This window comes from Streptomyces novaecaesareae (assembly GCF_000716875.1).
GTDB lineage: Bacteria > Actinomycetota > Actinomycetes > Streptomycetales > Streptomycetaceae > Kitasatospora > Kitasatospora novaecaesareae.
Genome location: NZ_JNWQ01000038.1, coordinates 57,694 through 69,675, shown reverse-complemented (window position 1 = coordinate 69,675; position 11,982 = coordinate 57,694). Strand labels below are relative to the sequence as shown.

The window sequence follows — 11,982 nt, the reverse complement described above, 5'->3', positions numbered from 1 at the left end:
CGGTGGTTCAGGGGCGGCGGTTCGGAAGCCTTGGCTCGGAAGCGGCGGCTCAGAACTTGGCGATCTCTCCGGCATGGTCGTTCGCCTTGTCGAGGGTGTCGGCCAGCGCCTCGCCGTTCTCGCCGACCGCCGCCATCGTGGAGTGGATCTTGAGGAGCAGGTCGGTCAGGTTCCTGGTGCCCTCGTCCACCTGGCTGTGGTACTGCTTGCCGATCTCGTCGCTGCCGCCGACGGTGAGGTTCAGGTCGTTGATGTGCTCGGCCTCCTTGTTGACCTTGGCGACCATCTCCTTCAGGTCGAAGAACTTGCCGAAACTCGTCTTGAGCTGGTCCGTCTTCGCGGTGGTGCCGTGATCACCCACGGAACTCCTCCTGACGGTCGGCCTTCTTCGTCTGGTCCTCGGGCTGGTAGTCGGGCTTCATCTCCCAGAGCGGCGCCAGGATCTCGTCCAGCTCGGTGCCGCCCGTCATGTTGAGCCGCAGCGTCTCGCCGAGGCCGTCGAAGCGGCCGATCCGCTCGGCGATCTGCTCGCCCACCTTGGCGCGGGCCTCGTTGAGCGTGTCGGTGAGCACCTTGGCGAGCTCGGCGGGGGCCATCTCGCGGTAGGCGTCGGTCTGGAAGGTCATCGAGACGACCTGGCCCTGCGAGCCGACCTTGACCGTCACCATCCGGTCCTTGGAGGTGACCGAGGAGGTGAGCTCGAACATCTCCTTCTGCAGCTCCTCGGCCCTGGCCAGCTCGGTCTGCATCTCCGCCATCGCCTGGGCGATCTGTTCGGCGAAGGGGTTGCTCATGTGGGATTCCCGTCTCTTCGTCTTCCTGCGGCGCCGATCCGGGCGCCGGGCGCGGTCAGCGTCCGATGACGCCGTGCACGGCACCGGTCTCGGTGCCCCAGACCTCTTCGTCCTCCGCCAGCCAGGTGGTGCGGCGGCGGTCCTTGTCGTTGGCACCGCCCTGGCCGCCGCCCATGCCGGCGCCGCCCGGCGGCATCATCGGCGGCATGCCGCCGGAGCTGGTGGCCGTCTGGCGGCCGGTCAGCAGGGACTGCTCCTGGGCGGCGGCCCGGGCGGCCTTCTCGGCGGCGACGCGCTCGGCGTTGGCCTGGTCGACCGCGGCCTTCATGGCGTTCGGGTCGCCGCCGGAGGCCAGTGCCCGGTTGCTCATGCCGCCGCCCATGCCGGTGATCACCGGGCCGCCGCCGGGGGTGAGCAGGCCCCCCGAGCCCTCCCCGGAGGCACCGCCGAGACCCATCGTGCTGTAGGAGAAGCCGCCGGCGCCGAAGTGGCTGGGCGTCAGCAGGTCGTCCCCGCCGCCGCCACCGCCACCACCACTACCGCCGTCGGCGAACCGGTCGGCCAGCAGCTGCCGGTACTGCGAGACGGTGTTGCCCTTCTCGTCGCGCAGGGTGCCGTCCGGGCCGATGGTGTAGTTCGGGCCGGCCACCATGGGGTTGCCGTTGGCGTCCAGGACGGGCTTGCCGTTCTCGTCGACGATCCGGCCGTCCTTGCTGATCACGGACCCGGGCGGCACGGTGACCGGGCGGCTGGAGCCGCTGCCGCCCGGGAAGAGGTCGCTCAGGCCGCCGCTGCCGAGGTTGGGGTTGATGAGGTCGAGCCCGGTGTTCCCGCCGGTCCCGCCGTGGTTGCCGCCCGATCCGCCCCCGGCACCGGTCAGGTCCAGCTTGCCCTTGCCGCCCGTGCCTCCGCCGCCACTGCCCAGGCCCAGGTTCTTGAGGTCGGGGCCGCCGCCCAGGTTCTTGGTCTGGGGGCCGCCGCCACCGCCGCCGCCACCCATGCCCAGGTTGTCGAGCTTCGGGTCGGGGGTCTTCTCGTCCTTCTTGTTCGGGTCGTCCTTGGCGCCCGGGTCGCCCGTCTTGGGGTCCTTGGGCGTCGGCATGATCAGCGGGAACGGGTCCGGCTTGATCACCCCCGCAGCGGATCCGTAGGCCGTCGCGATGCTCCCGAGCGCCGTGTCGGCGGCCTTGTCCAGGACGTCGACGACGTGCTGGAGCCAGATGTCGCGTCCCCGCTTCTCCACGGCCTTCCAGAAGCCGTCCGGGTCCGCGGCCGGGTCCCCGAACGCCGCGCCCTTGAGGGTGAACTTCAGGCTGTCCAGGCCGCCGACGTCCTTCGAGATTCCCCCGATCTTGCTCTCGTCGACCGCCCTGCTGAACGAGACGTCGCCGACGGCGGTGGGGTTCACCTCCAGCGTCGCGCCCTTGAGGCCCTCCAGGAGCGCGTCGTTCACACAGTTCGTCGGCCAGGCCCGGTACGAGTTGTACCACTCCTCCCAGCCCGTGTTCAGCGTGGTGATCGCCCCTTCGAGCTGCGTCTTGCAGGTCGTCAGGTAGGAACCGAGATCGCCCTGGGCGATGTTGCGCTTGCCGCCGTCGAGTTCGTTGCGCAACGCCATCAGCACCGCGCGGAAGGCCCCCGCCGCGCTGCCCTGCCAGTCGCTGTCCTTCCCGGCGACCGTGCTCGCCCAGCCCTCGACCTCCTTCAGCCAGCCGTCGAGCTTGGTCACGATGTCGCCCAGGAGGGTCGCCACGTCCGCGAACTGGGTGGCGTCGATCCGGCCGTACTTCTTCGGCGTGGCACCGACGAGCACCTTGAGCGGCCCCACGCTCCCCGTGAACCCGCCGAGTTTGCCGCCCGCGCCGTCGATGTTCGGGTAGTCGATGTGGGCACCGACCACGTAGCTGCCGTTGTTGGTCACGTGCCCGTTCGCGGTCTGGAACCTGAAGTACCAGGCGACCCAGACGTCCAGCCCCTTGGGGTTGTAGTCCTTCGACTGGAACTCGTACATGCCGCCGGCCATCCGGCCGTCCGACTTGAGCCACAGCTTGTCGTCCTTGTGCACGTCCGTCGCGGTGGTCGGCGTCTTGCCGTCCACCGAGCCGATGAACGTGATCGCGTCTTCCCATGTGTAGCCCATGACGGACCCTTCTTCGGCCGGGCACGACCGGACGTGAGGCGGGGCCGGCCCGTGGCCGGACCGGCTCCGCGGTGGTGACGAGGATTCGCCGGCGGACCGTCAGGGCTTGGTGGGGCCCGGGTTCAGCGTCCGTTCGGCGAGCTTCATGAACTGCGCGTAGTCCAGGGCCTGGTCCTTCGCGTTGTTCAGGTACAGGTCCGCCATGTGGAGGTCGGTGGACAGCGTGGTCAGCTGCTTGCCGAAGGCGGTCAGGATCCCGTCGATCGCGCCGCAGTAGGCCTTGACCGCGTCGGCCAGGCCGCTGGCGCTCTTGAACCGCTCGGAGTCGGTCCCGTCGAGGAACGGGATCGCGCCCGTTCCGAGCTGCCGGAGACTCACCACCGTCGCGTCCTTGTTGATCCTGCCGATGAGGTCCGCGAACTTCTTGGTGGCGAAGTCGTCCAGGTAGCCGTCGGTGATCACGACGTTGCCGCCGCCACCGCCGTCCCCACCGTCGCCGTTCGTTCCCATGGCGATCAGCCCTGCACGTGGTCGAAGTGGCTGCTGGCCCGCATGTCCGCGTCCTTGATGACGTTGCGGATCTCGGTCAGGGCCTGGTGGGCCGCGACGATCTTCCCGGTCATCTGGCCGTCGGCGGTGTTGAGCGTGGTCGCGAGCTGGCCGGCCGCCACCGAGAAGTCACCCTGCAGCTCGACGTTGATCTTGCCGTTGAGGTAGTCCCGCAGCGAGGTCATCGCGTCGTGCATCGTCTTGGCGTGCGCTTCGAGGTCGGTGATGGCACTGTCGATGCCCGCGTAGTGGAGCGACATGCTGCCCATGGTGCGTTCCCTTCGGGATTCGGGATTCGGGATTCGGGGGGTGTCGGGGCGGAGGCGGGCGCCGGCTAGCGCGGGTTGAGGACGTCCTCGACGTGCTGCCCGGGGCCGCCGCCCAGGGCGCCCGTGGCGATGGTGTTGGTGTGGTCGTCGGCCGAGTTGAAGATGTTGCCGCCGTCGCCGAGCTTCGAGTGGAAGGCCTCGTAGTCCCGCTTGACCAGCGCGTACTGCTCCAGCCAGGCGCCGATCTGGTTCTGGAAGGTGGTGCTGGCCGCGCCCGAGAAGCTGTCCCGGACGGCCGTGTTGATGTCCTCGATGTACGCCGCGGTCTGCGTCATCTGGGCGTACCGCTCCTCGACCTGGGTCCGGATGCCGGCCAGGACGTTCTGGTCGATCGTCGTCTGCTGGGTCACCGCGAGTACCTCCTCCGGTAGCGCCGGCCGGTCCCGGCCGGCGAGGTGTGCCGCGGGCCGACGGAGTCGGCCCCTCAGGTGGAACGGGCGTGCCCGGCGGGGCGGTTCAACCCCGGCAGCCGCCGGGGATCACCGTGCGCAGCGGCCCTCGGCGGCGGCCTGCGGCTGGACGACGCCGCCCGCGAGCGGGGCCGGGTCGAGGCTGGGGCCGGTGGGCAGCAGCGAGAGCAGCCGCCCGGGCACCGCGGCCGGGGCGGCCTTGCCGTAGCCCAGCCGGTCGGCGACCGCGGCGGAGGCCAGCGGGTACTTCACCCCGGTGTCGGTGACCAGGTAGAGGGTGGTGCCGAAGCCGCCGCCGGACAGCGCCCGCACCAGGGCGCCGCCGCCGGGCCGGACGGCGATCCGGTCGGCCGGGGTGCAGCTGGGGATGACGCCGGGCTGGAGGGTCGGCGGCAGGCCGAGCACGGACGTGGTGTCCGGGACGACGACGTCGAGTTCGCCGCCCTCGGAGCCGGAGCGCAGCGCCGCGCAGAGCGCCTGTTCGCCCTTGGGCGCGAGCAGCGTCGGCACCCGGCCGGGCAGGCCGGCCTGGCTGAAGGCCGCCGCGGCGGCGGCGGGCGCGGAGTGCGCGGCGAGGTCGGCCGCGCCGACCGGGGCGGGCGCCACCCGGCCGCCCCCGTACGCCTCCTGCTGGGTGTGCGGATCCCCTTGCAGCAGGGCGAGTTGGGTGGCGCTGATGGGGACGAGACCCGCTTCGGCGAGCAGGTAGCGCTCCTCGCCGGTGCCGGTGAACAGCTGGCCGATCCGGGTGGGGTTGCCGCTCAGCGTGGGGCCCTGCTGCCCGCGCCCGGGCACCTCGGGGCTGCGCAGGTCCGGCCCGGCGGGGAAGGCCGCGAGGAAGGCGGCGGGGACCGGGACGGGCGTGGCGGCGGTGTAGCCGAGGGCGCGGACGGCGCCGCCCGCGGTGTCCACCGCGAACCGGCGGCCGTGCCAGAGCAGGCTCGTGGCGCCGTCGGGCGTGCTGACGAGGACGGCCTGGTCCCCGGCGGCGCGGCCGCCCGGGCGGGTGCCGACGGCGACCGACAGCTGCGGGGCCTTGCGGGCGGCGCCCGGGCCCGACGCGGTAGCCGGGCCCGTCGCGGTAGCCGGGCCCGTCGCGGTACTCGGGCCCGTCGCGGCGCTCGCGGTCTGGACGGTGCAGACCAGCCAGTCGGCGGCGCCGACGGCGGCCGGTCCCGGCAGCCCGTCCGGGGCGCCGACGATGCCGATCGGGGTGCCGCGCGCGGCGCCGTCCAGCGAGCGGGCGGAGACCTGGTCGACCTTCAGCTGGTCCCCGGCGAGCAGCTTGGCGCTGGCCTCGTTGAGCACGGGGTGGAGCAGGCCGTCGGCGAAGACGTACCGGGCGCCGCTCTCCTTGACCACGACCAGGGTGCCGGGCTTCTGCCAGCCCGTCGCGCCGCCGGGCTTGATCAGGCCGTAGACGCCGGCGCCGGCCCCGATCAGCAGGGCGACGGCCAGGCCGAGCACGGCGCCCCGGTTGGTACGGCCGACGGGGGTGTCGGGGGCGTCCGGCTCGGCGCGCAGGATGCCCGCGGCGACCCGGCTCATCACGAACAGGTGGGCCTGGACCTGGTCGCGTCGGGACTGCATGGCGGTGGTCCTCCTCGGGGCGGGGTGCGGAGCGGGCCGCCGGCGATGCGGCCGGGGCGGCGGGGGCGCAGTCGGGGGCGGCGGGGCAACCGGGGCGGCTCAGCCCGCCAGGCCGCGCATCATCTGGTAGAAGCCGAGCACCTGGAGCGCCAACGGCAGCAGGGCGAGCGCGGCGAGCGAGTGCAGCACGTCCCCGGCCCGGCCCCAGTACGGCAGCAGCCGGCGGCCCGGCACCGCCCAGGCGGCGACGGCCAGCGCGGCGGCGACGGCGATCAGGACGGCGAACAGCGCGAACCGGCCGGACGGTTCGGCGTCCTGCCCGGTGCGCCAGGCCAGCAGGGCGACGCCCAGCGCACCCGGCAGCAGCAGCGCGAGCCGCTGGCGGACGCCGCCGATGTCCCGGGCGTGCAGCAGGAGCAGCAGCGACAGGTCGGCGGACATCGCGGTGGTGCCCCAGCCGCCGTCCCGGGCCGTGGCCAGCAGGGCGAGGGCGCCCGCGCACACGGCGCCGACGGCGACGAAGAAGCCGGCCAGGTAGCTGTCGGCGACCAGGCTGCGGGCGAACACGTCCTCGGCCGGGAACGGCTCGATCTCCTCCTGGAGTTCGTCCGCGTTGCGGGGCAGCGCGGGCAGCCGCAGCCCGCCCAGCTTGAAGGCCAGGCCGGGCACGAACGCGCCGAACAGCACGGCCGCGGCGGCGATCACCGCGGCCGAGTGGGTCGTGGGCACCCCGTACGCGGCGAGCGCGCCCGAGCCGAGGGCGAGGACGGCCGCCACCGCCAGCCCGGCGAAGAACGGGCCGGCGCCGATCACGGCCAGCGCCAGCACGGTGGCCCCGACCGCCGCCGAACCGCCCGCCAGCAGGCGGGCCGGGCCGGTGACACCGGGCAGCAGGGCGGCCGCCGCGGCCGCGTAGCCCACCCCGGCGGCGCCCAGCGCGATCCCGGCCGGCGGATCGGCGACCAGCCTGGTCACCGCGCCCCCGGCCCCGAGCAGCAGGACCGCGACGACGGCCGCCGCGGCGCAGCGCGGGCCGGCCGGCCCGGGCAGGGCGAGCAGCAGCAGGCCGCCGGCCAGCGCCACCAGGGCGAGGGCCAGGGCGAGGTGGTGGGTGACGGCGGGCCGCCAGGAGTCGCCGCGGGCGGTGGTGCCGGCCCGGACGCCGTCCACCAGGTCGTCGAAGTGGACCTCGGGCAGCGCCTCCCGGCCCGGCCGCAGGAACAGCTCCTCGCCGTCGCGCAGACCGAGGCCCTCCAGGGTGCGTTCCTCGTCGAGGGGCGGGCCGCCGACGCGTTGGAGGACCCAGCCGGAGTGCTCGGTGCCGTTCTCCTCGACGGCGGCACCGGCGTAGTCGAGGACGGCGCCCAGCAGGTCGGCCAGCACGACGTCCCCGGGGAGGGCGAGTTCGAACGAGGCCTCGGGGGCGCGGAACCGCAGCCGGACCAGCCCTGACGCCACCGTGGTACCGCTCACCTGTCGCGCCCCTCCGCTGCGGCCGGACTGCCCGGTCTCCCCTTCCAGGAACGGACGCCGGCGGGCGGGCGGTTCACCGGGCGGCACGCGGGGCGGCGACACCGGGGCGGGCGGCGGCACCGGGGCCGTCCTTGGATGTCGTCCGCCTCAGACGCATGGCTTTGGACGTACGTCCGCCCCAGACGCCCGTCCTTGGACGTACGTACGCCTCAGAGGCCCGTCCTTGGATGTCGTCCGCCTCAGACGCATGGCTTTGGACGTACGTCCGCCCCAGACGCCCGTCCTTGGACGTACGTACGCCTCAGAGACCCGTCCTTGGACGTACGTCCGCCCCAGACACCCGTCCCGGGCCGCCGGACCCGCCCCGCTGAACCTGCGGACCCCCGCGGGCCGTACGTCCGGGTGCGACGCGGGCCCGGGCCGCCGGGCGCACCGCCACCGGCGACCGGCCCGGGCCGCCGGGGCCCGCACCGCCTCCGGCGACCCCGCCGGGCCGCGAGAGGAGAAGCCCGTTGAGCGTGGTCGTGGTCGACCGCCCGCCCCGGCGACCGGGACCGGCGATGCCGGACGGCGAGCTCCAACTCCAGGAGCCACCGGTCCTTCCGGAGCAGCAGAGCGGCATGTCCAACATGATCGCCATGGCGCCGATGGCGCTGAGTTCGCTCTCGATGGTGATGATCTTCCTCAACCCGCAGTCCTCCGGCGGGCCGCTCACCTACGTGGCGATGGGCATGATGGGCCTGTCCGCCGTCGGCATGCTGGTGACCCAGCTGATCCGCGGCGCCAGCGACCGCAAGCGCCAACTGCGCGGCGAACGCCGCGACTACCTGCGCTACCTCTCCCAGATGCGCCGTCAGGTCCGGCGCCACATCGTCGACCAGCGGCTCGCCCTGGCCTGGCGCCACCCCGAGCCGGGCGCGCTCGGTTCGCTGGTGCGCACCTCGCGGCTGTGGGAGCGGCGCACCGCCCACCCGGACTTCGGCGACGTGCGGATCGCCACCGGCACCCAGCGCCTGGCCGTCAAGCTGGCCCCGCTGTCCACCCAGCCGGTGGAGGACCTGGAACCGTTGTGCGCGCACGCGCTGCGCCGGTTCATCCACGCCTACGGCTCGATCGACGCCCAGCCGATCGCCTTCCACGTGCGCGGCTACGCCCACGTGCTGCTGCGCTGCGAGCACCCCGAGGACGAGGACACCGCCGCGGGCCCGGGCACGGGCACCGGCACGGGCACCGGCACCGGCACGGGCACCGGCACCGAGACCCGGCCCCCGGGCCAGGACGACCCGGACACCGCCGACCCCGAGCCGGCCCGCGCCCTGGCCCGCGCGATGCTCGCCCAGCTCGCGTTCTTCCACGCCCCCGACGAGCTGCGCATCGCCGCCGCCGTCGCCCCCGAGCGGCGCGCCGACTGGGCCTGGCTGAAGTGGCTGCCGCACGCCCTGCACCCCACCGAGACCGACGGCGCCGGGCCGGTGCGCCTGGTCGCCGAGTCGATCCTGGAGCTGGAGCAGCTGCTGGGACCGGAGTTCACCGACCGTCCGCCGTACGAGCCGGACGCGCAGCCGGGCCGCGACGAGCCGTACACGGTGATCGTCCTGGACGGGGTCAAGCTGCCGAGCAGCAGCCGGGCCCTGCTGGCCGGCTACCGCAACGCCGTGCTGCTGGACCTCTCCGGGGCCGTGGAGTGGCAGCACGCGCAGTTCCGGCTGCGGCTGCGGATCACCGGCGACCGGCTCGACCTCGTCGCCGCCGACCGCAACCGCCGCGACGAGGCGACCCCGCTCGGCCGCCCGGACGCGCTGAGCGTCCCGGCCGCCCGCCGCCTCGCCACCGTGATGGCCCCGTACCGGCTGGGCGACTCGCTGGACGCCGCCGAGCCGCTCAGCACCGACTTCGACCTCACCGCCCTGCTGGGCATCAACGACCTGCACCAGCACGACGTCGGCCGCAGCTGGACGGACCGCCCGCGCGGGCAGCGGCTGCGGGTGCCGATCGGCGTCGGCGCGGACGGCAATCCGGTGGAGCTGGACCTCAAGGAGTCCGCGCAGGGCGGCATGGGCCCGCACGGCATGCTGATCGGCGCGACCGGCTCCGGCAAGTCCGAGCTGCTGCGCACCCTGGTGCTGGCCCTCGCGCTCACCCATTCCTCCGAGACGCTGAACTTCGTCCTGGTCGACTTCAAGGGCGGCGCCACCTTCCTCGGCCTGGACGAACTCCCGCACACCTCGGCGGTGATCACCAACCTGGCCGACGAGGCCGCACTGGTCGACCGGATGCGCGACGCCCTGCACGGCGAGCTGAACCGCCGCCAGGAGCTGCTCCGCTCGGCGGGCAACTACAGCTCGCTGCTGGACTACGAGACCGCCCGGGCCGCCGGCGCCCAGCTCGACCCGATGCCGACGCTCTTCATCGTGGTCGACGAGTTCAGCGAACTGCTGTCCGCGCACCGCGACTTCATGGAGCTGTTCATCATGATCGGCCGACTCGGCCGGTCGCTCGGCGTGCACCTGCTGCTCGCCTCGCAGCGCCTCGACGAGGGCCGGATGCACGCCCTGGAGTCCCACCTGTCGTACCGGATCGGCCTGCGCACCTTCTCCGCCATGGAGAGCCGCGGCGTCCTGGGCGTCCCCGACGCCTACCAGCTGCCCTCCCAGCCCGGCAACGGCATCCTGCGCAGCGACATCGCCACGCTCACCCGCTTCAAGGCGGCGTACGTCTCCGGGCCGTACCGGCGCCGCCGCGGGGCGGCCCAACAGGCCGCGGTGGCCGGGCAGATCGTCCGCTACGACACCGAGTACACCGCTCCGCGCCGTCCCGATCCGGAGGCGCTGGCCGCCGAGGAAGCCCGGCGGGCCGAGGAGGAGGAGAACACCGACACCCTGCTGGAGCTGGCGGCCGCCCGCATGCTCGACGTGGGCCCGCCCGCCCACGCGGTCTGGCTGCCGCCCCTGGAGACCCCGCCCACCCTGGACGAGCTGCTGCCGCCGCTCGCCCCGACCCCGCAGCACGGCCTGGCCCCGGACGACCGCGGCGCGGTCGGCACCCTGACCGTCCCGGTCGCCGTGGTGGACCGCCCCTTCCAGCAGCTGCGCGAACTCCTCACCGCCGACCTCTCGGCCGCGGGCGGCCACGTCGGCATCGCGGGCGGCCCGCAGAGCGGCAAGAGCACCCTGGTGCGCACCCTGATCACCGGCCTGGCGCTCACCCACACCCCGCGCGAAGTGCAGTTCTACTGCCTGGACTTCGGCGGCGGCACGCTCGCCGCGCTGCGCGGGCTGCCACACATCGGCGGCGTCACCGGGCGTCACGAGCCCGAGCGGGTCGGCCGCACCCTCGCCGAGATCAACGGCATCATCGCCCGCCGCGAGCAGAGCTTCGCCCAACTCGGCATCGACTCCGTCGCGACCTTCCGCCGCCGCCGGGCCGCCGGGGACCCGGCGCTCGCCGACGAACGCCACGGCGACGTCTTCCTCGTGGTCGACGGCTGGGGCACCCTGCGCCAGGAGTTCATGGACTACCTGCCCGCCCTGACCCTGATCGCCGGCCGCGGCCTCAACTACGGCGTCCACCTGGTCGTCACCGCCGCCCGCTGGGGCGAGATCTCCAGCGGCCTGCGCGACCAGCTCGGCACCAAGTTCGAGCTGCGGCTCGGCGACCCCATCGACTCCATGATCAACATGCGGGCCGCCGACACCGTCCCCCGCGTCCCCGGCCGCGGCCTCACCCAGGACCGGCTGCACTTCCTCACCGCCCTCCCCCGGATCGACGGCCAGGGCGACAGCGACAGCCTGGCCGACGGCGTCGCCGACCTCGTCGACGCCGTCAACGAGCACTGGACCGGCCCGCGCGCCCCAGAGGTGCGGATGCTGCCGCTCCAGCTCGACGCCGCCTCCCTGCCCGCCCCCGAGGGCCGGCTGCGCGTCGCCATCGGCCTGGAGGACACCGCGATCTCCCCGCTCTGGCACGACTTCGAGGAGTCCCCCCACCTGCTCGTGGTCGGCGACAGCGAGAGCGGCAAGACCAACCTGCTGCGCCTGATGGTCGACGCCATCACCACCGCCTACACCCCGGCCGAGGCCCGGATCATGCTCATCGACTTCCGGCGCGGCCTGTACGACAGCGTCCCGGAGGAGTACCGGCTCGGCTACGCCGTCGCCGTCGACGTGCTCCGCCAGGTCGTCACCGGGGCCGCCCGCGCCATGGAGGCCCGGCTCCCCGGCGAGGAGATCACCCCGGCCCGGCTCCGGCTGCGCGACTGGTGGACCGGACCGGAGCTGTTCATCATCGTCGACGACTACGACCTCATCCCCGGCCAGTCCGGCACCAGCCCGTTCGGCCCGATCCTCGACCACCTCGCCCAGGGCACCGAACTCGGCCTGCACCTGATCGTCGCCCGTTCCGCCAACGGCATCGGCCGCGCCTACTCCGACCAGTTGCTGCGCCGGCTCCAGGACGTCAACACCCCGGTCACCCTGCTGTCCTGCCCGCCGAGCGAGGGCACCCTGTTCGGCAGCGTCAAACCCCGCCAGCTGCCGCCGGGCCGCGCCCTGCACATCACCAGGCGCCGGACCGTCCAGGTGCAGACGGGCCTGATGCCCGACCCGGAGGACCCGGACGGCGGCTCGGCGGGGTGACGGCATCACCCCGCCCACACCGTCACCCCGCCCACGCCACCGGGCGGCTGAACCCGCGGCCGA

Annotated in this window: 9 protein-coding genes; 1 reads left to right on the top strand and 8 read right to left on the bottom strand. The window is 73.8% G+C overall.

What is annotated here, in order from left to right:
• Positions 1 to 49: 49 nt before the first annotated feature.
• The 8 genes from OP86_RS16865 to eccD all read right to left on the bottom strand — a co-directional run bounded on the left by OP86_RS16865 (position 50) and on the right by eccD (position 7,285).
• Positions 50 to 361, bottom strand: a complete 312-nt coding sequence (locus tag OP86_RS16865) for a hypothetical protein (protein WP_030059501.1) — start codon at positions 359 to 361, stop codon at positions 50 to 52.
• A complete protein-coding gene (locus tag OP86_RS33615) occupies positions 354 to 794 on the bottom strand; it encodes a YbaB/EbfC family nucleoid-associated protein (RefSeq protein ID WP_051830165.1) in 441 nt (146 codons plus the stop codon). The genes OP86_RS16865 and OP86_RS33615 overlap by 8 nt, the downstream gene beginning before the upstream one ends.
• Before the next feature lie 55 nt (positions 795 to 849).
• On the bottom strand, positions 850 to 2,934 hold the full coding sequence (locus tag OP86_RS38095) for a hypothetical protein (protein WP_030255526.1): 2,085 nt from the start codon (positions 2,932 to 2,934) through the stop codon (positions 850 to 852).
• Between the two features lie 99 nt (positions 2,935 to 3,033).
• Complete coding sequence (locus tag OP86_RS16850; protein ID WP_030059498.1) at positions 3,034 to 3,444, bottom strand: hypothetical protein; 411 nt, start codon at positions 3,442 to 3,444, stop codon at positions 3,034 to 3,036.
• Positions 3,445 to 3,449: 5 nt separating this feature from the next.
• On the bottom strand, positions 3,450 to 3,752 hold the full coding sequence (locus tag OP86_RS16845; protein ID WP_030059497.1) for a hypothetical protein: 303 nt from the start codon (positions 3,750 to 3,752) through the stop codon (positions 3,450 to 3,452).
• A gap of 65 nt (positions 3,753 to 3,817) precedes the next feature.
• Positions 3,818 to 4,162, bottom strand: coding sequence for a hypothetical protein (locus OP86_RS16840; protein WP_030059496.1), 345 nt, complete (start codon positions 4,160 to 4,162; stop codon positions 3,818 to 3,820).
• A 129-nt stretch (positions 4,163 to 4,291) separates the two neighbouring features.
• On the bottom strand, positions 4,292 to 5,812 hold the full coding sequence (gene eccB / locus OP86_RS16835; protein ID WP_030255520.1) for a type VII secretion protein EccB: 1,521 nt from the start codon (positions 5,810 to 5,812) through the stop codon (positions 4,292 to 4,294).
• A 99-nt stretch (positions 5,813 to 5,911) separates the two neighbouring features.
• Positions 5,912 to 7,285 (bottom strand): type VII secretion integral membrane protein EccD, encoded by a 1,374-nt coding sequence (eccD, locus tag OP86_RS16830; RefSeq protein WP_030255518.1) that lies wholly within the window; start codon positions 7,283 to 7,285, stop codon positions 5,912 to 5,914.
• A gap of 560 nt (positions 7,286 to 7,845) precedes the next feature.
• On the opposite strand from eccD, the gene eccCa reads away from it, so the two are divergent.
• A complete protein-coding gene (gene eccCa, locus OP86_RS16825) occupies positions 7,846 to 11,919 on the top strand; it encodes a type VII secretion protein EccCa (RefSeq protein ID WP_030255515.1) in 4,074 nt (1,357 codons plus the stop codon).
• The last annotated feature ends 63 nt before the right edge of the window (positions 11,920 to 11,982 follow it).

Excerpts from the sequence above, each read along its gene's own strand:
- OP86_RS33615 (WP_051830165.1), bottom strand. The coding sequence starts at position 794 with ATGAGCAACCCCTTCGCCGAACAGATCGCCCAGGCGATGGCGGAGATG.
- OP86_RS38095 (WP_030255526.1), bottom strand. The coding sequence starts at position 2,934 with ATGGGCTACACATGGGAAGACGCGATCACGTTCATCGGCTCGGTGGAC.
- OP86_RS16850 (WP_030059498.1), bottom strand. The coding sequence starts at position 3,444 with ATGGGAACGAACGGCGACGGTGGGGACGGCGGTGGCGGCGGCAACGTC.
- OP86_RS16845 (WP_030059497.1), bottom strand. The coding sequence starts at position 3,752 with ATGGGCAGCATGTCGCTCCACTACGCGGGCATCGACAGTGCCATCACC.
- eccB (WP_030255520.1), bottom strand. The coding sequence starts at position 5,812 with ATGCAGTCCCGACGCGACCAGGTCCAGGCCCACCTGTTCGTGATGAGC.
- eccCa (WP_030255515.1), top strand. The coding sequence starts at position 7,846 with ATGCCGGACGGCGAGCTCCAACTCCAGGAGCCACCGGTCCTTCCGGAG.